Origin of the sequence: Sphingobium sp. WTD-1, assembly GCF_030128825.1 — a bacterium.
Classification (GTDB): Bacteria; Pseudomonadota; Alphaproteobacteria; order Sphingomonadales; family Sphingomonadaceae; genus Sphingobium.
The window spans coordinates 3,865,127-3,886,110 of record NZ_CP119127.1 but is presented as its reverse complement, the minus strand read 5'-3'; the positions used below and the strand labels follow the sequence as shown (position 1 = coordinate 3,886,110).

Annotated in this window: 18 protein-coding genes; 10 read left to right on the top strand and 8 right to left on the bottom strand. The window is 66.1% G+C overall.

The window, feature by feature from the left end:
• Positions 1 to 17: 17 nt before the first annotated feature.
• Positions 18 to 1,685, bottom strand: a complete 1,668-nt coding sequence (locus N6H05_RS19190; RefSeq protein WP_284111201.1) for a M28 family metallopeptidase — start codon at positions 1,683 to 1,685, stop codon at positions 18 to 20.
• Between the two features lie 43 nt (positions 1,686 to 1,728).
• Positions 1,729 to 2,385, bottom strand: a complete 657-nt coding sequence (locus N6H05_RS19185; RefSeq protein ID WP_004207782.1) for a glutathione S-transferase — start codon at positions 2,383 to 2,385, stop codon at positions 1,729 to 1,731.
• Between the two features lie 183 nt (positions 2,386 to 2,568).
• On the opposite strand from N6H05_RS19185, the gene N6H05_RS19180 reads away from it, so the two are divergent.
• Positions 2,569 to 3,792: a polyhydroxyalkanoate depolymerase gene (locus tag N6H05_RS19180; protein WP_038292992.1), complete on the top strand. Its 1,224-nt coding sequence runs from the start codon at positions 2,569 to 2,571 to the stop codon at positions 3,790 to 3,792.
• A gap of 183 nt (positions 3,793 to 3,975) precedes the next feature.
• Here the strand turns inward: N6H05_RS19180 and N6H05_RS19175 are convergent, their stop codons facing one another.
• Entirely contained in the window at positions 3,976 to 5,031 is a 1,056-nt protein-coding gene (locus tag N6H05_RS19175; RefSeq protein WP_284111198.1) for a hypothetical protein, read from the bottom strand.
• A 138-nt stretch (positions 5,032 to 5,169) separates the two neighbouring features.
• Here N6H05_RS19175 and N6H05_RS19170 point away from each other — a divergent pair, with 138 nt between their 5' ends.
• Entirely contained in the window at positions 5,170 to 6,099 is a 930-nt protein-coding gene (locus N6H05_RS19170; RefSeq protein ID WP_284111196.1) for an NAD(P)H-dependent flavin oxidoreductase, read from the top strand.
• A 165-nt stretch (positions 6,100 to 6,264) separates the two neighbouring features.
• Here N6H05_RS19170 and N6H05_RS19165 read toward each other — a convergent pair whose 3' ends face one another.
• Both N6H05_RS19165 and N6H05_RS19160 read right to left on the bottom strand, forming a co-directional pair.
• The gene (locus N6H05_RS19165; RefSeq protein WP_284111195.1) at positions 6,265 to 7,149 is read right to left on the bottom strand and encodes an alpha/beta fold hydrolase; all 885 of its coding nucleotides are present in this window, start codon (positions 7,147 to 7,149) and stop codon (positions 6,265 to 6,267) included.
• A 120-nt stretch (positions 7,150 to 7,269) separates the two neighbouring features.
• Entirely contained in the window at positions 7,270 to 9,231 is a 1,962-nt protein-coding gene (locus N6H05_RS19160; protein WP_284111193.1) for a hybrid sensor histidine kinase/response regulator, read from the bottom strand.
• A 147-nt stretch (positions 9,232 to 9,378) separates the two neighbouring features.
• Between N6H05_RS19160 and N6H05_RS19155 the strand changes: the two genes are divergently transcribed.
• The 4 genes from N6H05_RS19155 (at position 9,379) to N6H05_RS19140 (ending at position 13,070) form a co-directional block, all read left to right on the top strand.
• On the top strand, positions 9,379 to 10,305 hold the full coding sequence (locus N6H05_RS19155) for a sugar kinase (protein WP_284111192.1): 927 nt from the start codon (positions 9,379 to 9,381) through the stop codon (positions 10,303 to 10,305).
• Positions 10,302 to 10,574 (top strand): hypothetical protein, encoded by a 273-nt coding sequence (locus tag N6H05_RS19150; RefSeq protein ID WP_284111190.1) that lies wholly within the window; start codon positions 10,302 to 10,304, stop codon positions 10,572 to 10,574. Before N6H05_RS19155 ends, N6H05_RS19150 begins: the two co-directional genes overlap by 4 nt.
• A gap of 62 nt (positions 10,575 to 10,636) precedes the next feature.
• Complete coding sequence (locus N6H05_RS19145) at positions 10,637 to 11,230, top strand: TetR/AcrR family transcriptional regulator (RefSeq protein ID WP_284111189.1); 594 nt, start codon at positions 10,637 to 10,639, stop codon at positions 11,228 to 11,230.
• 103 nt (positions 11,231 to 11,333) lie between these two features.
• A complete protein-coding gene (locus N6H05_RS19140; RefSeq protein ID WP_284111188.1) occupies positions 11,334 to 13,070 on the top strand; it encodes an acyl-CoA dehydrogenase C-terminal domain-containing protein in 1,737 nt (578 codons plus the stop codon).
• On the opposite strand, the gene N6H05_RS19135 is transcribed toward N6H05_RS19140, so the two are convergent.
• The 3 genes from N6H05_RS19135 to N6H05_RS19125 are packed head-to-tail and all read right to left on the bottom strand — an operon-like array spanning position 13,067 to position 17,079.
• Positions 13,067 to 13,888 (bottom strand): universal stress protein, encoded by an 822-nt coding sequence (locus tag N6H05_RS19135; RefSeq protein ID WP_284111187.1) that lies wholly within the window; start codon positions 13,886 to 13,888, stop codon positions 13,067 to 13,069. The two genes, N6H05_RS19140 and N6H05_RS19135, sit on opposite strands and share 4 nt — an antisense overlap.
• A gap of 54 nt (positions 13,889 to 13,942) precedes the next feature.
• Positions 13,943 to 15,568: an ATP-binding cassette domain-containing protein gene (locus tag N6H05_RS19130; RefSeq protein WP_284111185.1), complete on the bottom strand. Its 1,626-nt coding sequence runs from the start codon at positions 15,566 to 15,568 to the stop codon at positions 13,943 to 13,945.
• Complete coding sequence (locus tag N6H05_RS19125) at positions 15,565 to 17,079, bottom strand: ATP-binding cassette domain-containing protein (protein ID WP_284111184.1); 1,515 nt, start codon at positions 17,077 to 17,079, stop codon at positions 15,565 to 15,567. Before N6H05_RS19125 ends, N6H05_RS19130 begins: the two co-directional genes overlap by 4 nt.
• A gap of 143 nt (positions 17,080 to 17,222) precedes the next feature.
• Here N6H05_RS19125 and N6H05_RS19120 point away from each other — a divergent pair, with 143 nt between their 5' ends.
• The 4 genes from N6H05_RS19120 (at position 17,223) to N6H05_RS19105 (ending at position 20,865) form a co-directional block, all read left to right on the top strand.
• A complete protein-coding gene (locus N6H05_RS19120; protein ID WP_037512324.1) occupies positions 17,223 to 18,803 on the top strand; it encodes a cytochrome ubiquinol oxidase subunit I in 1,581 nt (526 codons plus the stop codon).
• 24 nt (positions 18,804 to 18,827) lie between these two features.
• The gene (gene cydB, locus N6H05_RS19115) at positions 18,828 to 19,973 is read left to right on the top strand and encodes a cytochrome d ubiquinol oxidase subunit II (protein ID WP_284111182.1); all 1,146 of its coding nucleotides are present in this window, start codon (positions 18,828 to 18,830) and stop codon (positions 19,971 to 19,973) included.
• 11 nt (positions 19,974 to 19,984) lie between these two features.
• Positions 19,985 to 20,086, top strand: coding sequence for a cytochrome bd-I oxidase subunit CydX (cydX, locus tag N6H05_RS19110; RefSeq protein ID WP_188084327.1), 102 nt, complete (start codon positions 19,985 to 19,987; stop codon positions 20,084 to 20,086).
• An 83-nt stretch (positions 20,087 to 20,169) separates the two neighbouring features.
• Positions 20,170 to 20,865, top strand: coding sequence for a carboxymuconolactone decarboxylase family protein (locus N6H05_RS19105; protein ID WP_284111181.1), 696 nt, complete (start codon positions 20,170 to 20,172; stop codon positions 20,863 to 20,865).
• Positions 20,866 to 20,984 lie beyond the last annotated feature (119 nt).

Here is a 20,984-nt window from a genome sequence, read left to right as displayed (position 1 = left end):
GAGGGGAGTAAGGGGGATTACTTCCGGACCGCCGCGCTCTTGTCGCGGATGGCCTTGAATTCGGAGCCGGCCTTCCATTCGGGCCAGCGAGCCGAGAAGGCGAGGTCGTGGCCGATGTCATACATCAGGTCGACATCCTGCGCGGCGCCGTCCAGCTTCCATGTGTCGTCGACCGCGTCGCAGGCCTGATGATAGCATTTGCCGGTATAGGCATCGATCCAGGCCTGGCCGGCGGCGCGGCCGCCAGCGACCATGTCGGATGCGCCCGCGAGGCCCATCATCAGCAGCACGGGCACGCCGCGCTTGGCCATGGAGAAATGATCGGCGCGGTAGAAGAGGCCGCGTTCGGGCAAGCTTTCCTGGGTGATGACGCGGCCTTGGCTTGCGGCGAACTTGGCGAGATCGTCCTCGAGGACGTTCTGGCCCTTGCCGATCAGGATCACGTCCCTGGCTTTGCCGGCGGTCTGGAGCACGTCGATAGTGAGGTTCGCGACCGTCTTGTCGAGCGGATAGACCGGGTTCTGGGCGTAAAATTCCGATCCCAGCAGGCCGCGCTCCTCCGCCGTCCAGGCGGCGAAGACGATCGAGCGATCGGGGGCGGGGCCGGCCTTGAAGATGCGGGCTATCTCGAACAGGCCAGCCATGCCCAGCGCGTCGTCATTGGCGCCGGCGCGATAGATGCGGCCCTGCGCGTCGGGCGCGCCCTTGCCATAGGCGTCCCAGTGGGCGCCATACATGACCGTTTCGTCCGGGCGCTTGGCGCCGGGGATGCGGGCGATGACATTGGCGCTCTTCACCACTTCCTGGGTCACCGGGAAGGCGGCGGAGAAGGTCGCGCCCTTCAACTCGACCGGCTTGAACCTGGCCGAGCGGGCCTGCTTGCGCAGGGCGGCGAGATCCTGACCGGCGCCGGCGAAGAGGGCCTTGGCGGCCTCACCCTCGACCCAGCCCTGCACCTGCAGGCTGGTGAGCTTGTCGGCCGGGCGGACAAGGTCGTAATTCTCGCCGCCGGGGCTGACGACGACGTTCCAGCCATAGCCGGCGCCCGGCGTGTCATGGACGATCAGCGCGCCGATTGCGCCGTGGCGGGCGGCTTCCTCGAACTTGTAGGTCCAGCGGCCATAATAGGTCATGGTCTTGCCGCCGAACTTGCCGAACGGGTCTTCGCCCTTGGCGGCTTCAAAGTCCGGGTCGTTGATCAGGAAGACGGCGATTTTGCCTTTCAGGTCCACGCCCTTGAAATCGTCCCAGCCGCGTTCGGGCGCGGACACGCCATAGCCGACGAAGACCATCGGTGCATTGGCGACGGCAACCTTGTCCTTGGGCTGAAGCGTGGAGAGATAAACCTGCTTGCCGAAGGTCCAGGGGGTGGCGGCGCCATTTTGCGCGACCGACAGGCTTTCCGACTGGCCAAGGCGGGTGTGGAGCAGCGGCACGGTCTGCACCCACTGGCCGTCCGGACCGCCCGGCTCCAGCCCCAGTTGCTCGAAGCGGGCGACGAGATAGCCGATCGTGCGTTCTTCCCCCACGGTGCCGGGCGCGCGACCCTCAAACAGGTCGGACGCCATGGTGCGGACCGACTGTTCCAGCTTGGCCGGATCGGTTTTCGCCGGGTCGGTCTGGGCATTGGCGGGGAAGGACAGGGTGGCAAGGCCAAGGGCCAGGAGGGGGAGGGCGTGTTTCATGCTCGTGCCTTAACCCCCGCACAGGGCGGGGGAAAGGGCCGTTTCAGAACTCGATATCCAGTTCCTCGATATCATCGGGTTCGGCGCGGGCGGCGTCGATCCATTCGCGCATCAGCGGCCAGCCGTTGATGGTGTCGCAATAGGCCGCCGACCTGGGTGAGAGTGGCACGGCATAGGTGAGGAAGCGCTGCGCCACCGGCGCGAACATGGCGTCGGCCACCGTCGGCTTTTCGCCGAACAGCCAGGGGCCGCCATAGGCGTCGAGGCATTCGGTCCAGATCGTCTCGATCCGCTCGATATCGGGCTTGGCGCCCGAGAAGATCGGGAAGCGGTCATGCCGCACCTTGAGGTTCATCGGCAGCGCAGAGCGCAGATTGGCGAAGCCCGAATGAATTTCGCCCGAGACCGACCGGCAATGGGCGCGGATGATGCGTTCGGCGGGATACATGCCGACCTGGGGATAGAGTTCGTGCAGATATTCCGCGATTGCGAGCGTGTCCCAGACGCTCGCCCCTTCATGGGTGAGGCGCGGCACCAGCACCGATGGCGACAAGAGCAACAGTTCGGCGCGATTTTCCGGATCATCGATGGCGATGATCCTTTCCTCCACCTTCAGCCCGGCGAGCCGGCACAAGAGCCAGCCGCGCAGCGACCAGGAGGAATAGTTCTTGCTGGATAGAGTGAGTTCCGCGACGGCCATCCATGCTCTCCCGATACACGGTTCCCGGCCCCCAAACGCAAAATGGCAGGGGCGGTTCCCTGGCAGACATACCGAATGTTATTTTCCATCATTCATGATGCAGTGCAACATGAAAAGCATGTATAGCGTTTAAGGGAAGAACCGAGTCGTCTCCCCCAGGTTGAACAAGGTTGTTTTGGTAATATGCGAATGCTTTACGACGGTTACCAGGCCATGGAAGACATGCTGGCCCCGGCCCGCTTCGGGGCGCAGATGGCGCTGGCGATGCGCGACCATATGGGTCCGGTCGCCGACTGGCCGATGCCGCGCCGCATGTTCGCGCTGATGGACGTGTTCCAGGGCGCGCGAATGACCCACAAGCGACCGGCCTATGGCATTGACCGCGTCCAGACCGGCAATGCCGAGGTCGAGGTGCGCGAGGAGATCGTGCTCGACCTGCCGTTCGGTGACCTGCTGCATTTCGTGAAGGATGATGTCGAGACCGCCCAGCCCAAGGTGCTGGTGGTGGCGCCGATGTCGGGGCATTTCGCAACCCTGCTGCGCAGCACGGTGGCGACGCTGTTGCAGGACCATGACGTCTATATCACCGATTGGAAGAATGCCCGCGATGTGCCGATGGAAGCGGGGCGCTTCGGTTTCGACGAATATGTCGATTATGTGATCCAGTTCCTGCAGGATATCGGCCCCGGCGCCCATCTGGTGTCGGTGTGCCAGCCCTGCGTGCCGGCGCTGGCCGCCGTGGCGCTGATGTCCGAGGATGAGGATGCGGCGACGCCCAAGTCGATGACCCTGATGGGCGGGCCGATCGATCCGCGCGCGGCGCCGACGGTGGTCAACGAACTGGCGAACGAGAAGCCGATCGAATGGTTCGAGGAGAATCTGATCTCCACCGTGCCGTTCCGCTATGCCGGGCGCGGGCGCGAGGTCTATCCCGGATTCCTGCAATTGTCCGCCTTCATGTCGATGAACATGGAGCGGCACGGGTCGCAGCATCGCGAACTCTATCAGCTGCTGGCCGACGGCAAGACGATCGAGGCCGACAAGATCAAGACCTTCTACCAGGAATATTTCGCGGTCCTCGACATGACCAAGGAATTCTACCTGGAAACGGTCGACATGGTGTTCCAGCGCATGTTGCTGGCCAAGGGCGAATTGACGGTCCATGGCCGGGCGGTGAACCCCGGCGCGATCCGCAAGACCGCATTGCTGACGGTTGAGGGCGAAAAGGACGATGTCTGCGCGGTCGGCCAGACGTCGGCGGCCCATGGCCTTTGCACCGGTCTGCGGCCGCATCTGAAGCGCCATCATCTGCAGCCGGGCGTTGGCCATTATGGCGTCTTTTCCGGCAGCAAATGGGAAAAGCAGGTCTATCCCCAGGTGCGCAACATGATCCTGGCGATGAACTGATCCTCCCTGCTTGCGGGGAGGGGGACCGCGCCCGGAGGGCGTGGTGGAGGGGTAGCCCTCATGACTATCAAGCCGAATTGGCAAGCCGAATTGGCAAGCCGAATTAGGAAAGGGCGCGCCAGATGGCACGCCCCCTCCACCACCGCCGTTGGCGGTGGTCCCCCTCCCCGTGCCGGGGAGGAATTAGGCGGCTGCGCGATTGAGATAGGGCAGGCGGCTGGCGAGCGCCGGCGGCAGGCCGGTGACGATCGCGGCGCGGGCGCGGTGCCAGAAGGCGGAGAGCAGCAGCAGCGTGCCGCCGATCACCAGCGCGGTGAGCGCGGCGGACAGTTCGACCGCGCCGACCTTCTGGAACAGGCTGTAGAGCGCATAGAGGACGTAGGCGAGGCTGGAAACCAGCAGTGCGCGACGGTCGATCGCCAGCGCCACCAGGCCGAAGGCGAGATAGAGCAGGATCACCAGGAAGGCCTGTCCCGCGTCCACCAGCCCATGGCTGATGCCCAGCAACTGGAACAGCGAATGGGCGATCATCGGTGCCGCGGTCAGGTGCAGCCAGAAGGCAACGTCGGAGCGGCGGCTGGTGCGGCCCGGATCGCTCATGTCCCAGCGCATGGCGAGGGCGAAGATGGCGAGGCCCGCGACCAGCAGCAGGATGAAGGGCAGGGTGTGGCTGAACGGGATCAGCCATAGGACAAGGCCGCCGACTATCGCCGCCGCGCCGGCCGCGCCGGCGGCGACGGTGATCGGCACCATGAAGCGGCGCCAGTGGAACCAGGCGGCGATCGCGGCGCTGAGGCCGGCGAGCGAAGCCACCAGACCTGCGCCGTCATTCTGCGCGTCCGGGATCATTGGTCCGATCAGCAGTGCGGCGGCGAAGGCGATGCCGCCGACAAAGGCGAGCAGCAGCAGGATCGAGGGGAGCGCCATGCGCAGGCGGCGCGTGAAATATTCAGCGAGGCCCCAGGCGGTGCCGGCGACGAACAGGCCGGAGACGAAGGAGGGCTGGTGCGGCGTGGTGATGCCGAGGCGGACCTCGTTGCCGAGTCCCGCGACCGCGACCAGCAGGATCACCGAGGCGATGGCGACGAAAATATCGTTGAAGCCGGTCAGCAGGCGAAAATGTTCTTCGTCCACCGAACTGGCGCGCAGCCGGGCGACATGGTCGCGCAGCGCCTGAGCGCTGGCGGGCGTCAGCGCGCCGGCCGCTACGGCATCTTGCAGATCGCTCTCGCTATACATTCTGGGGCACTCCTTGTCGGGCCTGGATCGGGATCATAGCACTACTGTATTGCTTGAGCAATACGGTTGATTTTGGCCTTTTTCCGGGCGCGGAGCGATGATAGCGCGGTTCGGACAGATAAAGGAGAGACCCTGATCATGACCCTGCCGGCTTCGCTTCAAGGCCGTTTGTCCCTGCCGCTGATCGGGTCGCCGATGTTCATCATCTCGCAGCCGGAACTGGTGATCGCCCAGTGCCGTGCCGGCATCGTCGGCGCCTTTCCATCGCTCAATGCGCGTCCGTCCGGCACGTTCGAGGCCTGGTTGCAGCAACTGGGTGCGGAACTGACCGATCAGGACGCGCCCTTCGCCGTCAATCTGATCGTCCACCGCACCAATGCGCGGCTGGAAGAGGATCTGGCGCTGTGCGTCAAATATAAGGTGCCGATCGTCATCACCTCGCTGGGCGCGCAGGAGAAGGTGAATGAGGCTATCCATAGCTATGGCGGCATCGTGCTGCACGACGTCATCAACAATGTCTTTGCCAGGAAGGCGATCGAGAAGGGCGCCGATGGCCTGATCGCGGTGGCGGCGGGCGCGGGCGGTCATGCCGGCACGCTGTCGCCCTTTGCCCTGGTCCAGGAAATCCGCGAATGGTTCGACGGGCCGCTGGCGCTGTCGGGCGCGATCGCTACCGGCCGGTCGATCGCGGCGGCGCGGATGATGGGCGCGGACCTGGGCTATATGGGGTCGCCCTTCATCGCCACGACCGAGGCGAATGCGCTCGAGGCCTACAAGGACATGATCGTCGACAGCGCGTCGGCCGACATCGTCTATTCCGACGTCTTCACCGGCGTGCTGGGCAATTATCTGCGCCCCAGCATCGTCGCGTCGGGACTGGACCCGGACAAGCTGCCCAAGGCGGCCGACATGGATTTTGCGAGCCTCGCCGGCGACAAGAAGGCGTGGCGCGACGTGTGGGGCGCGGGTCAGGGTATCGGCGCGATCAAGGCGGTGCAGCCGGCGGGCGCCTTCATTGCCCAGTTGAAGGCGGAATATCAGGCGGCGGTTTCGGGCTTCATTGCCTGAGGGCTTGTCTGGGAATGCGCTTCTGGCGCATCCGCACCAGCCCGCGCCCCCACCCGACCACCCATCAGGGTACCATGTCTGGGCGGTCGGGTGGGGGCGCGGGCTGGTGCCGCATCGAAAATGCGCTCTTCCGTGCATTTTCCAGGCAGGCCCTGAGGGCGCGCCTCATTCCGCCAGGAAGACGCGCAGTTCCTTGATGAACATCTCGAACTGGTCGTGATGCAGCCAGTGGCCGGCATGGGGAAATTTCACCAGCCGGGCCTGCTGGAAATGGGCGATACGGCCATCCTTGACCGGGTTTGACGCCCAGCTGTCGAGGCCGAGGCACAGCAGCGTCGGGCAGGTGATGCGGCGCCAGAAGTCGGGCAGATTTTCGTCGGTGCCGGCCTGGGGCGCGGCGCCGTGCAGATAGGGGTCGAACTTCCAGCTATAGCTGCCATCCTCGTTCCGGTTCACGCCGTGGAGGGTGAGATGCAGCGCCTGTTCGACCGACAGATGGTCGTTGCGTTCGCGCATGCGGGCGACCGCGGCCTCGATCGTGGCATAATGGCGCGGCGAGCGGCGGGCATTGGTGCGGCGGGTGTCGATCCAGCCCTTCCATGTCTCTTCGGTACTGCGTTTGGCCTGTTCGGCGATGCGGTCGGGCGATAGGCCCAGCCCCTCGATCGCGACCACGCGTGCGACGCTTTCGGGATAGAGGCCGGTATAGCGCAGGCTGATCGATCCGCCGAGCGAATGGCCGACGATGGTGACCGGCCGGCGATCGAGCAATTCAACCAGCTGGGCCAGGTCATAGACATAATTGGCCATCATGTAGGAGCCGTCCGACGACCAGCCGCTGTCGCCATGGCCGCGCAGGTCGGGGCAGATGACATGATAGTCGCGGGCGAGCGCACGGGCGGTCCAGTCCCAGCTGCGTGCATGGTCGAAACCGCCATGGACCAGGATCAGCGGCGGCGCCGACGGATTGCCCCAGTCGAGATAGTGAAGCCGCGTCCGCAGGGATGTGAAGAAATGCGATGTCGGCGTCGGATGCGTGGCTTTGTTCATGCGATCCTGTGGAGTTGTTGGCGGTCAGGATATAATCGCCATCGGCCATGCGCATGACGATGGCAAGACATAAGGCCAAGAAAATATGTGAAATTCTGTCACATATTGTCGGGGATGACTTCAGTGATGGCTATCGGTGTCGATCGGAACCAGTCGGCGGAGAGCGCTGTCGTGACGGATGCGGTGGACCATCATCGCCAGTTCCGCCTGGCGGAAAGGCTTGTCGAGGCGCAGGCGACGGCTGGCATCGGCGGGCAGTTCGGCATAGCCGGTGATGATGAGCACGGGCAGGTCGGGATAGGCCTGCTCGATCGCATCGGCCAGTTGCGCGCCGGTCATGCCGGGCATGGCGTGATCGGTGACGACCAGGTCGATGCGCCCCTGCTCCAGCATGTGCAGCGCTTCCCGACCCGATCCGGCCTGGAACACGGTATGGCCCATCGTTTCGAGCATACCGGCGGTATTGGTCAGCACAAGATCGTCATCATCGACGGCCAGGATGACCAGCGGTTCGGTTTCCAGCTCGTCCGGTTCGCACGGGATGGCCGTCCGCTCGTTGCTGGCGTCGGTCAGGGCGACGGGTAGCCAGATGGACACGCTGGTCCCCTTGCCGGGCTGGCTGGCGATGGTCATCGCGCCACCACATTGCTGGGTAAAGCCGTGGATCATCGACAGGCCAAGGCCGGTTCCCTTGCCCACCCCCTTGGTGGTGAAGAAGGGTTCGCGGGCGCGGGCCAGCGTCGCCTCGTCCATGCCTTCACCTTCGTCCGTCACGGTCAGGCGGATGAAGCTGCCGGCGGCGAGGTCGGGCTGGTCGCCCAGCGCCAGGGTGATCTCGCTGCCCTCGATCAGCAACCGGCCTCCGGCAGGCATGGCGTCGCGGGCATTGACCGCCAGATTGATCAGCGCCAGCTCCAGTTGGGCCGGGTCGGCATGGGCCGGGCGCAGCGACAGCGGGAAGCGCGTCTCGATCGCGACGCTGCTGCCGATCGTAGTCTTGAGCAGATCAGCCATGCCATGGATCAGGCCGATGCAATCGACCTGTTGCAGCTTGAGTTCCTGCTTGCGGGCAAAGGCGAGCATCCGCTGGGTCAGGGTGGCACCGCGATCGGCGGCGGTCATGGCATTGTCGAGATAGCGGCTGATATCAGCACCGGCCGCAAGACGCTGTCGCGCGAGATCGAGGCTGCCGACGATCACGGCCAGAAGATTGTTGAAATCATGGGCGACGCCGCCGGTCAGCTTGCCGATGGCGTCCATTTTCTGGCTCTGGAAGATCGCCTCGCGCGCCTGTTCCAGAGCCTGGGCTGCCTGACGCCGTTCGGTGAGATCGCGGGTGATCTTGGCAAAGCCCAGCAATTCGCCGGCCGGATCGCGGATCGGGTCGATCACGACGCTGGCCCAGAAGCGGGTCCCGTCCTTGCGGATGCGCCAGCCCTCCGCCTCGAACCGGCCTTCGCGCTGGGCGGTGTCGAGGGCGCGGGAGGGGAGACCGGCCATCCGGTCTTCCTCCGAATAGAAGCGGGCGAAATTCTGGCCCATAATCTCTTCGGCGCTATAGCCCTTGAACCGTTCGGCGCCGCTGTTCCAACTGGTGATCGTGCCGACCGGGTCGATCATGTAGATGGCATAGTCGGTCACGCTTTGCACCAGCAGGCGGAAGCGTTCCTCGCTGCGGCGCAGTTCCTCCTGCGCGGCGCGGCGTTCGGTAAGGTCGCGGGTAACCTTGGCAAAGCCGAGCAGGTGGCCGGCGGGATCGCGTATCGGATCGATCACCACATTGGCCCAGAAGCGGGTGCCATCCTTGCGCAGGCGCCAGCCTTCCGCTTCGAACCGCCCTTCGACCTCGGCAGTGCGCAGCACGGCGGCGGGCACATGGGCGGCGCGGTCCTTCTCCGTATAGAAAGCGGAAAAGTGCTGGCCGACAATCTCGGCGGCGCTGTAACCCTTGATGCGCTGCGCCCCGCTATTCCAGCTGACGACGAAGCCGGCCGGATCGAGCATGAAGATCGCATAGTCGGTGACGCTCTGGACCAGCAATTCGAACCGGTTGACCGGCTGGCCTGTCTCTGTCGTCCCCATTTCCGCCCCTGACATTTTCGATCCTGTATCTTTGCCTATGGCAAACGCGGCACAATGCAATCCGTTCCGCCATATGGGACGGGATCGCAACGGCTTGACTTCATGGGGCAGGCCCCGCACGACGCTCCTTCAATCAGAGAGGATCACATGGCAAGCGACGCGACTATCACCGTCATCGGCGAGGCAATGCTGGAACTGAGCCGGGGCAGCGGCGATGGCTGGAACCTGCGCTATGGTGGCGATGTCATCAACACCGCGATCCACCTGGCTCGTGCGGGTGATAAGGTGCGCTTTGCCAGCGCGATCGGCGCCGATCCGATGAGCGAGGATCTGCGCAAGGCGTGGGAAGCCGAGGGCGTCGATACCGGCCTGCTGATCGGCGCTCCAGGCCGGACCACCGGCCTTTATGCGATCGAGACGGATGAGACCGGCGAGCGCAGCTTCCATTATTGGCGCGGCGAAGCGGCGGCGCGGGCGATGTTCGACCTGCCCGAAAGCGGCGCCATGATTGATGCCGCCGCCCAGTCGGACCTGCTCTATTTTTCGCTTATCACCCTGGCCATCCTGCCGGACGCCGGGCGCGAGGCGCTGCTGGCGCTGTGCGAACGGGTGAAGGCGCGGGGTGGCCGGATCGCCTTTGACGGCAATTACCGGCCGCGCCTGTGGAGCGATGCCGCGACCGCGCGGGCCTGGCGTGACCGGGCGATCGCGCTGTGCGACATCGGCCTGCCGACCCTGGCGGATGAAGTCGAAATGGGCGAGGCGGATGATGCCGCCGACGCCGCAGCGCGTTGGGGCGCAGCAGATGGCCGTGAGATCGTGGTCAAGCTGGGCGCCGAAGGCTGTCTGGTCGGTGGTGCGCTGGTGCCGCCGCCGGCGCGGGTTGACGTCGTGGATTCGAGCGGGGCGGGCGATGCCTTCAACGGCGGCTATCTGCATGCGCGGCTGGCCGGGGCGGAGCCGGCTGAGGCGGCGCTGGCCGGGCACAGGCTAGCCGGCTGGAATATCGGGCATCGGGGCGCGATTCCGGCGCGCGACGCTGATGCACCCTATGGCGAGAAAGTGCCGGCATGAAACCCATCGAGCGCGCGGCCAGAGCCCTTTGCCGGTTGGACGGTCATCCGCGCGATGGCGTATCGGAGGCGGACATGCCCTGGGAAGACTATCTGCCCCAGGTTCGCGCGGTGCTGGAAGCGTTGCACGAACCGAGTGAATGGATGGCCGAGGCGGGCGCCGAGTTGCTTCGCCATGTTGGTGCGGGCGAGGGGGAGCAGGGCTATCGCCAGGATGCGGCTGACATATGGCGCTACATGCTCGACTCGATGGTCAAGGATATTGGCTGACGCATGGGTGCAGGATGCGGGGGGCGGTGGCCTGTCGTCCTGCCCTGTGCTAGCGCGCTGACATGACGATCGGGGATGCCGCACCGGCGGGCGGGCGCGACGAAGGGTCGGGTCGCCGCCGCCAGATATTGGAAATCGCCGCGCAGTTGTTTGCGCGCAAGGGCTATCGCGGCACGTCGATGCGCGACATTGGCGAACAGGCCGGGGTGCTGGGCGGATCGCTCTACCATCATATCAAGTCGAAGGACGCGCTGTTCGTCGAACTGCATAATGGCGCGTTGGATGCGGCCGAGGCGCGGATCGCAGCGGCGGTCGCGAAACAGGCCGATCCCTGGGCGCGGTTGGAGGCGGCCTGCGCCAGCCTGCTGGATATCCAGTTGGCGGCGGATTCGCTGACCATGCCGATGATGAATGATTTCCGCGCCGTGCCGGATGGCGTGCGCGATCAGCTTGTCGCGCGCCGCGACCGGTTCGAGCAATTGTTCCGGGATCTGGTGGCGGCGCTGCCGCTGCCAGCCGACATTGACCGTTCGCTCTATCGCACGTTGCTGCTCAGCCAGCTCAATTCGGCAGCCGACTGGTATCGCGATGGCCGGCTGACGCGGGCGCAGATCGCCGCGCAGATCGTCGCCATTTTTCGCCACGATCGGGTATAGTCAGGGCGTCAATGGGGTGCGTCGCAGTGGCGAGGATGCCGCGCGCGTTTGACTGTAACAGATGTTTGGTATAGCTGATCCGCAGCAAATTTGGAGAGGTTCGATGTACAGCTATGTTCCGCCGATCGATGATTATCGCTTCCTGCTGCGCGAGGTGCTGGGCTTCGACCAGGCGATGGCGGAGCTGAACAAGGATGTCGACGCCGACCTGGCCGTGACCGTGCTGGACGAGGCCGGGCGCATGTGCGCCGAGCGCCTGGCGCCGCTCAACCGCGAAGGCGACGAGCATGGCAGCCAGTTGATCGACGGCGCGGTGCGGACGCCGCCCGGCTTTGCCCAGGCCTATCGCGACTTTGCCGATGCCGGCTGGGCGGCGCTGTCGGCCGATCCCGACCATGGCGGGCAGGGGCTGCCCTTCATCCTGCAACTGTGGCTGGACGAGATGCTGTCCGCCGCCAACCTGTCCTTCGGCCTGTTCCCCGGCCTGACCCGTGGCGCGTGCGAGGCGATCGCCGCCCATGCCAGCGAAGAGCTCAAGGCGACCTATTTGTCGCGCATGGTGAGCGGCGAATGGACCGGCGCGATGGCGCTGACCGAAAGCAGTGCCGGCACCGACCTTGCCCTGTTGAAGACCAAGGCCGAGCCGCAGGGCGATGGCCGCTATGCGGTGACCGGCACGAAGATCTTCATCTCCTCGGGCGACCATGATTTTGGCGGCAATATCGTCCATCTGGTGCTGGCGCGCCTGCCCGATGCACCGGCCGGGGTGAAGGGGATCAGCCTGTTCCTGGTGCCCAAATTCCTGCCGGGCGCGGACGGTGCCTTCGACCAGCGCAACAACATGTCGGTCGGCGCGCTGGAAAAGAAGATGGGCATCCATGCCCAGCCCACCTGCGTCATGAATTATGACGGTGCGACCGGCTGGCTGGTGGGCGAGGCGCATCGCGGCCTGGCCGCCATGTTCACGATGATGAATGCCGAGCGGCTGATGGTCGGCATCCAGGGGCTGGGCATCGCCGGCGCCGCCTATCAGCAGGCAGCGGGCTATGCCAAGGAACGGTTGCAGGGTCGCAGCGCGGATAATCAGCGCGCGCCGGTGGCGATCATCGAACATGCCGATGTTCGCCGTATGCTGCTCAATATCCGCAGCTTCGTGGAGGCCGGGCGCGCTCTGGCGGGCTGGACCGCGTTGCAGCATGACCGGTCGCAGCATCATGCCGATGCCGGAGAACGCGCCAGGGCCGACGCGCTGGTGGCGCTGCTGACCCCGGTGGTGAAGGCGTCCTTCACCGATTTCGGCTTCGAAAGCGCGGTGCAGGCGCAGCAGGTCTTCGGCGGCCATGGCTACATCCGCGAATGGGGCATGGAACAATATGTGCGCGATGCGCGCATCGCCCAGATCTATGAAGGCACCAATGGCGTGCAGGCGGCAGACCTGGTCGGGCGCAAGCTGCCGATGGCGGGCGGCGTAGTGGTCGAGGGCTATTTTGCCCTGATCGCAGCCGATGTGGAAGCGGCCGGCGGCAGCGTGATCGCACGCAGCACCTGCACGGCGCTTGAGGCGCTGCGCACGGCGACGGCGGCCCTGCAGGGCGCGGACACGGATGCAGCCGGGGCGGCGGCGGTCGATTATCTGCGCCTGTTCGCGCTGGTGTCGATGGGCTGGATGTGGACCCGGATGGCGCAGGCCGCCGTGCAGGGCGATAGCCCGCTGCATCAGGCGAAGCTGAAGCTGGCCGACTATTTCGCGCTGCGTGTCCTGCCGCAGGCGCAGGGCCTGGCCGCCACGATCGCCGCCGGTGAAGCGTCGATCATGGCGTTGGAGATCGACGCTTTCTAACTCCGAACCATCAACACATCGCAGGGCGCGCCTTCGAGCAATTCGGAGGCGCGGCTGCCGATCAGCGCATGGACAAAGCCGCTGCGACCATGGGCGCCCAGCACCAGCAGGTCGACATCGCGCTGCGCGATCAGGGGCGGCAGCACCTCGCCGGCGCGACCCTCGGTCAGTTCGACCTGGAACGGGCGGGCTTGGCCGGCCAGTTCCGGACGCGCAGCAAATTCGGCGCTTTCCCGTTCCGCTTCAGACCGGGCGAAGGCCAAGGTCTGGTCGGGATCGAGGCGGGACGGGAAGCCGCCATCATAGACATGGACCAGATCGAGCCGCGCCTTGGGAAACAGCATGGCCGTCATCTGCACGGCGTGGAGCGAACAGTCGGAAAAGTCGGTCGCGATCAGGATGCGCCGATAGGGATGGCGTGGGCGTTCCTTGACCACCAGCACCGGCACGGGCGAACGCCGGACCAGATAGTCGACCGCCGTGCCCAGGATGAAGTCGCTGACATGATTGTGGCGGGCCGGGCCGACGACGATCACCGCGCTGCCCCGCTCCTTGCCCAGTTCCGCGATGGTTTCGGGCGCACGACCCTGGATCAGCACCGGTTCGACCGGCGCGGCGACGCCCTCGGTCAGCTTCGCGATGACCCGTTTGGCACGATCGGAGGCGCGAGCGACCTGGGCGGCATCGCCCTTGTCCAGTGCATGGGCGACGAGTAGCGTGCCGCCCAGGTCGATCGCCAGTTCGACGGCCCGGTCAAAGGCCCGGTCGCTGCGGGCGGTCAGATCGGTGGCGATGAGGATGGTTGGCGGCACGAACATCTCCCTGTCTGGTCGGGCGGTAGCTAAGCGCTTGCAAGACAAAGCCTATCATCCTCACGCCGCGCTTGCCACTCCGGGTAGACCCTGGCCCGGCAGGGGGGCGATGGCCGACACCGGCACCTGTCGGTCGGTCAGCGTGAGTGGCGCCGGGCGGTGCGAAATCAGGATCAGGCCGGTGCCGGTCCGGTCGAGCCAGATGCGCAGCCGGCTGACCAGAAGCGCCTCGGTCGCGGCGTCCAGCCCCTCGGTCGGCTCATCCAGCAACAGCCAGGGACGGCCGGTCAGCAGCGCGCGTGCCAGCGACAGCCGCTTGCGCTCGCCGCCCGACAACGTACCGCCGGCTTCGCCCAGTCGATAGTCGATGCCGCCGGGCAGGCTGGCGATGCGCTGGTCGAGGCAGGCGACATGCAGCGCATCCGGCATATCGGCCTCATCGATGCCGGGCCGGGCGAGGCGTAGATTGTCGGCGATGCTGCCGGCCAGCATCGGCGCATCCTGGGGCGAGAGGGCGAACTGGTCGCGTAGCTCCGCCCCGCAGCAGGCTGCCAGCGGATGGCCGCCAAGCGCGACATCGGCCGTGACCGGACGCAGCCCGGCCAGCCCCTCCGCAAGCAGGCTCTTGCCCGAACCGGAGCGGCCGGTGACGGCGACCCGCGCACCGGGGCGCAATTCGACGCCGCCCAATCGGATGGCTTGGGGCGTCGCGGCGGATGGCGCAGGCGCATCGTCCAGCGGCAGTGCATCAAGCGCGGCCAGCCGGGCAAGGCCGGCATCGACGCTGGCCTGGCGGAAGGCGGTGCGTGACAGCCCGGCCATCGCCTCTACCGCGCCGGCGCTGGCCAGCAAGGCGAGCGCGACCTGCGGCGCGGGGGCATTGGCGCCGAGCAGCACCAGCATGACCGCCAGCGCGCTATAGGCCGCGAGCAGGGCGGCCTGCACGCCTTCGCCGATGAACAGGCGGGCGCGGGCCTGATCGAGCTGGCGCGTAAGCGGTGCCAATTCGGCCATCACGCGATCTCCCAACCCATAGGCCGCGATTTCCGCGCGGGCGCTCGCCAGTTCGACATAGCGGGCGCGCAGCGCGCCGAGCGCGTCGGCGGCCTGCTGCGCGGGGACTTCGGTCAGGCGCCGGGCAAGGACGCGCAGCAGGGGCGGCAAGGCGGCGAGCATGACCGCCAGCAGCAGGGCTGACAGCCAGCCGCCGCTTGCCGCCAGCATTACGCCGGCCAGCGCCGCCATCAATCCGGCGATCCGGCTGGGACGGCGCACGACCAGATCTTCCAGCGCGTCGATGTCGCCGGTCAGGCGCGCGGCGGCGTCGCCGCTGGACAAGGGCAGGGCGGTGCGGCTGTCCTGCGCGGCAAGGCGCGCGAACAGGCTGGCGCGCAGGCCGCCCATGGCTTCGAGCGCGGCGCGGTGCGACCAGAGCCGCTCGCCATAGCGCGAGACGGTCCGCAATATGGCGAGCAACCGGATCGCGGCGCTGGGCACCAGATAATTGAACGCCTGCACGGCGACCGTGCCGGCCGCACCGGCCATGGCGGCGGCGGTCAGGAACCAGCCGGCCAGCGCCAGCAGGGCGATGCCGGCGAGCGCCGCGATGACGGCGCAAAGCGTCGCCCGGCGCAGCAGCATGGCGGAGTCCGCCGCCTTGTCGAGCGCGATCCGGATCGGGTTCACAGCATCACCTCCATCCGCGCGGCGGCGGTCAGGCGATGATCGTGGGTGGCGACCAGGATCGCCCGCTCGGCCGACAAGGCGACCAGCAGGGCGATGATGTCGGCGGCGCTCTCCGCATCCAGATCGGCGGTGGGTTCGTCGCACAGCAGGACCGGCCGCTCCGACAGGATCGCACGGGCAAGGCCGATACGCCGCCGTTCGCCGCCCGACAGGCCCGCCCCCTGATGATCGATGGCAAGGTCCAGCCCTTCGGGCCGCGCGGCCAGCATGGGCGTCAAGCCGACACGCGCGGCGACCTGTGCGATCTCCGCTCGGTCTGCATCGGGGCGGGCGAGGGCGATATTGTCGGCCAGGCTGCCGGGCAGCAGCAGCGGCCGCTGGGCCGCCCAGGCGATGCGCGCGGGATCGATCGGAGTCAGTTCGCCCGAGGCCGGGTCAATCTGTCCGGCGATCGCGGCGAGCATGCTGGTCTTGCCGCTGCCGGTGGGACCAGTGAGGGCGATCAGGTCATGCGGCTTGAGCGTCAGGCTGACCGGGCCGATCCCTGAGCCGATGCCGATCCGTAAATCCTTGATATGGAGGCCATCGAACGGAGGGCTGGCCGGATGGAGCGCGGCCTCCACGTCCGGCAGGGCGGCAGCGATTGCCTTGTCCGCCGCTTCGCCCATCTGTTTGTCATGATAGGCCGCGGCCAAGCGGCGCATCGGCAGGTAGAATTCCGGCGCCAGCGCCAGCGCGAACAGCGCGGCGCGCAGGTCGAGCGCTTCGGGCGCGGGGAAGGGTAGCAGGCCAAGCAGCGCAAAACCGCAATAGACCGCGACCAGCGCCACCGAGAGCGCCGCGAAAAATTCCAGCACCGCGCCCGACAGGAAGGCGACGCGCAGCACCGCGCCGGTGCGGGTCGCCACCTCCTGCGCGGCGCCCGCCACCTGCCGGCTGATCCGTGCCTGCGCGCCATGGTGACGGATCAGCGGCAGCGCGCGCAGCCGGTCGACGAACAGGCCCGACAATTCGGCCAGCGCCGCCAGTTGCCGCTCCGCCGCCGCGCGCGCCGCCGTGCCCGCCAGCACCATGCCGAAAGCGAAGGGGATCAGGGTCGCCAGCATGATCGCGGCGCAAACCCAGCTTGCGGTCGCGACGATCGCAGCGACCAGCAGCGGTCCCAGCACCGCCGCCTTGCGGATCGGCAGGAAGCGGGCGCCATGCGCCTCGATCGCGGCGAGATGGTCGATCGCCAGCGTCGCATTCTCGCCCGCCAGCAACGGTTGGGCCAGCCGTCCGCCGAGCAGCCGGGGCAGCAGTTTCGATCGCCGCGCGGCGACGATGCGCTGGGCTGACCGGATCGCCTGGACATGGGCCAGCATCAGCCCGGCCGCACGCACCAGCCCGCCGGCCAAGAGCAGCAGCGGCGACAGCCAGCCGATCGCGGCACCATCGGCCAGCGCACTGACGCCCTGCGCCAGTCCCGCCGCGAAAAGAGCGGCGCCGATGATGTCGATGACCCAACCCATGCCTGCGGTTTTCCCTAGCTAGACCTTGTGTCCCATTCATTTAGGTTTGGCGGCAGAATATAATTTGATCTGTCTCAATGATGTAGCGCCGTCACGCCCATATTTCGCCAGCCAACTTGGTTCAGGGAAGAAAGGAGGTCGCGATGATAAGCATGGCCGTCGTTGAATTATCCAGGCTGCAATTCGCACTCACAGCTTTATACCATTTCCTGTTCGTGCCCCTGACGCTGGGCCTTTCCTTCATGCTCGTCATCATGGAAAGCGTCTATGTCATGACGGACCGCCCGATCTGGCGGGATATCACCCGCTTCTGGGGCAAGCTGTTCGGGATCAACTTCGTCCTTGGCGTGGCCACCGGCCTCACCATGGAGTTCGAATTTGGCACCAACTGGGCCTATTATTCGCACTATGTCGGCGACATATTCGGCGCGCCGCTGGCGATCGAGGGCCTGATGGCCTTCTTCCTGGAGGCGACCTTCGTCGGCCTCATGTTCTTCGGCTGGGATCGCCTGTCGAAGCGCGGCCATCTGCTCACCACCTTCATGGTGGCGCTGGGGTCGAACCTGTCGGCGCTGTGGATTCTGGTCGCCAATGGCTGGATGCAGCATCCCACCGGCGCGACCTTCAACCCGCAGACGATGCGGATGGAAGTGACCGACTTCATGGCGGTGATCTTCAATCCGGTCGCCCAGGCGAAGTTCGTCCACACCGTCAGCGCCGGTTATGTCTGCGCCAGCGTCTTCGTGCTGGGCGTGTCGGCTTATTATCTGCTCAAGGGCAAGCATATCGCCATCGCCAAGCGCTCCTTCACCGTCGCCGCCGCCTTCGGCCTTGCCGCGTCGCTGTCGGTCGTCGTGCTGGGTGACGAGAGCGGTTATGCGCTGACCGAGAACCAGAAGATGAAGCTCGCCGCGATCGAGGGCATGTGGCAGACCGAGCCTGCACCGGCCGGCCTGACCCTGTTCGGCCTGCCGTCCAACAGCGGGCGCGAAACCACGCATGAGATCAAGGTGCCTTATGTGCTGGGCCTCATCTCCACCCGCAGCCTGACCGGCGAAGTCACCGGCATCAACCAGCTGGTCGACACCGCCAAGGTGCGGATCGCCGCCGGCATCATCGCCTATGATGCGGTCGAGACGCTGAAGGTCGATCGCAATGATCTGGTCGCGCGCGAGGCGTTCGAGCGCAACAAGGCGGATCTGGGCTATGCCCTGCTGCTGAAGCGCTTCATCGCCGATCCGCGTCAGGCCGATGCCGCGACGATCGAGAAGGCGGCCTGGAGCACCGTGCCCAATGTGCCGGCGATCTTCTGGATGTTCCGCATCATGGCGGGGCTGGGCTTTGCCTTCATCGCCTTCTTCGCGACCGCCTTTGCCTTCTCGTCGATGCGGCGGTTCGATGCGCGCTGGTTCCTGAAACTGGCTCTGTTCATGATGCCGATGCCCTGGATCGCGATCGAGGTCGGTTGGGCCGTGGCGGAAATCGGGCGCCAGCCCTGGGCGGTGGACGGCGTGCTGCCGACCTTCCTCGCCGCCTCCAGCCTGACGGTGCCACAATTGTGGACCACCATCATCGGCTTCACCCTGCTTTACGGTATCCTGGCGGTGATCGAGGTGAAGCTGATGCTCGCCACCATCGCCAAGGGGCCGGAACGCTATGTCCCCTGGCGGCCTGACAGCCCCGCCGAGCCGGCGCCCGATTTCCGCGCCGTGCCCGCCGAATGACGCCCGCCAACCGGAGTTAGGACAATGACCATTCCGCTCGATTATGAAACGCTGCGCGTCATCTGGTGGCTGCTGCTGGGCGTGCTGCTGATCGGCTTCGCCCTTACCGACGGCTTCGACCTGGGATCGGCGGCCTTGCTGCCCTTTGCCGGCCGGACCGACGAGGAACGGCGCATGATCATCAACAGCGTCGGCGCCACCTGGGAAGGGAACCAGGTCTGGTTCATCCTGGGCGGCGGCGCCATCTTTGCCGCCTGGCCCTTCGTCTATGCCGTCAGCTTTTCCGGCTTCTATCTCGCCATGTTCCTGGTGCTGTCGGCGCTGATCCTGCGGCCCGTCGGCTTCAAATATCGCTCGAAGAGGCCGGACGCCCGCTGGCGGGCCGGCTGGGACTGGGCGCTGTTCGTCGGCGGCCTAGTGCCCGCCCTCGTCTTTGGCGTCGCGGTCGGCAATGTGCTGGTCGGCGCGCCCTTCCGCCTCGATGGCGACCTGCGCATGTTCTATGAAGGATCGCTGCTGGGCCTGTTCACGCCCTTCACCCTGCTGACCGGCCTGCTGTCGGTCGCGATGCTGGTGCTGCATGGCGCCGGCTGGCTCAGCCTCAAGACGCAGGGGCCGGTGCTGCAGCGCGTGCGCCTTTATGGTCAGGGCGCGGCGATCCTGTCGATCATCCTGTTCGCCATCGGCGGGCTGTTCGTCGCCTGGAGCGGCATGGGCTATCGCGTCGATGGCGTGATCGATCCCAATGGCCCGTCCAACCCACATCTGGGCGGCGCGGTCGCGGCGGCGGGCGCCTGGCTCGACAATTATGCGGCGCATCCCTGGATGCTGCTGGCGCCGATCCTGGGCTTTGTGGGGCCAGTGCTGGCATTGCTGGGCATTCGTGGCCAGCGCGACACGCTGGTCTTTGCCGGCTCGTCGATCGCCAATGTCGGCATCATCAGCACCGTCGGCCTGTCGATGTTCCCCTTCATCCTGCCCAGCTCGATCGATCCGGGGTCCAGCCTGACCGCCTGGAATGCCTCGTCCAGCCACGGCACCTTGTTCACCATGCTGATCTGCACCGTCATCTTCCTGCCGATCGTGCTGGCCTACACGGCCTGGGCCTACAAGGTGATGTTCGGCCGGGTGACCGACCGGGAAATCCGCCTCAACCCCGACTTTTACTAAGGATCCGACCTATGTGGTATTTTGCCTGGATATTGGGCGTCGGCCTGGCTGTCGGCTTCGGCATCCTCAACGGCGTCTGGCACGAGTTCCATTCGGAACCCGGCGACTATTGAGCTGACAGATAGCGCCCCGGCGGTTTGACACGGCCGGGGCGTCACGCCACCCCGTTGCGGCCATGGATATGCAGGGGAAGGGCATGAACGAAGAGGCCGAAACCGCCCGCATCGCGCGCCGCCATGCCCAGATATTGGGCGATGTCCCTCGCATCGAAGCGCTCAGCATCGACGAATATAGCGCCGATCTCGACCCGCTGATCCGGCAGATGATCGCCATCAACCAGAGCATCGACGCGCGCGAGGCGGACCTGTTGACCGACGTGACCGATGCGCAAGCACAGGGGCAGGGCGACATGTCCGCCGTGCTGGCGCGCCTGCCCGAAATCATCCGCACCATGATGCGCCATCCTGCGCTGTTTGCCCGCCAGACTGATGTCGGGGTTACGCTGCTGACCCAGGGCAAGCTGTCTGCGCGCGACCGGGAACTGGCGATCCTGCGTATCGCCTGGCTCTGTCAGGCACCCTATGAATGGGGCGAGCATGTCATGATCGCGCGCCACGCCGGCATCGGTCGGGAAGAGGTGGAACGGATCGTGGCGGGTTCGGGTGATCTGGGCTGGAACAACCATGACCGGGCGATCCTGCGCGCTGCCGAGGAACTGCATGGCGATGCGATGATCGGCGATGGCACCTGGTCTATGCTGGCGGCGCGGCTGGATGAGGCGCAACTGATCGAGCTGACGGTCCTGATCGGTCAATATCAGGCCGTGGCCTATTATCAGAACAGCCTCAAGCTCCGCCTGCACGGCGGCAACAAGGGGCTGTCCGCCCGATAGGCCCGGCCGTCAGATCGGTTCAGTTGGCCGGTTCAGCGATCCGTTCAATCAGCATGTTTCGGGGCGGGACTATCCACCCTGACGAAGCCGTGTGGCGTCTGGACCCATTGGCCGGCCTT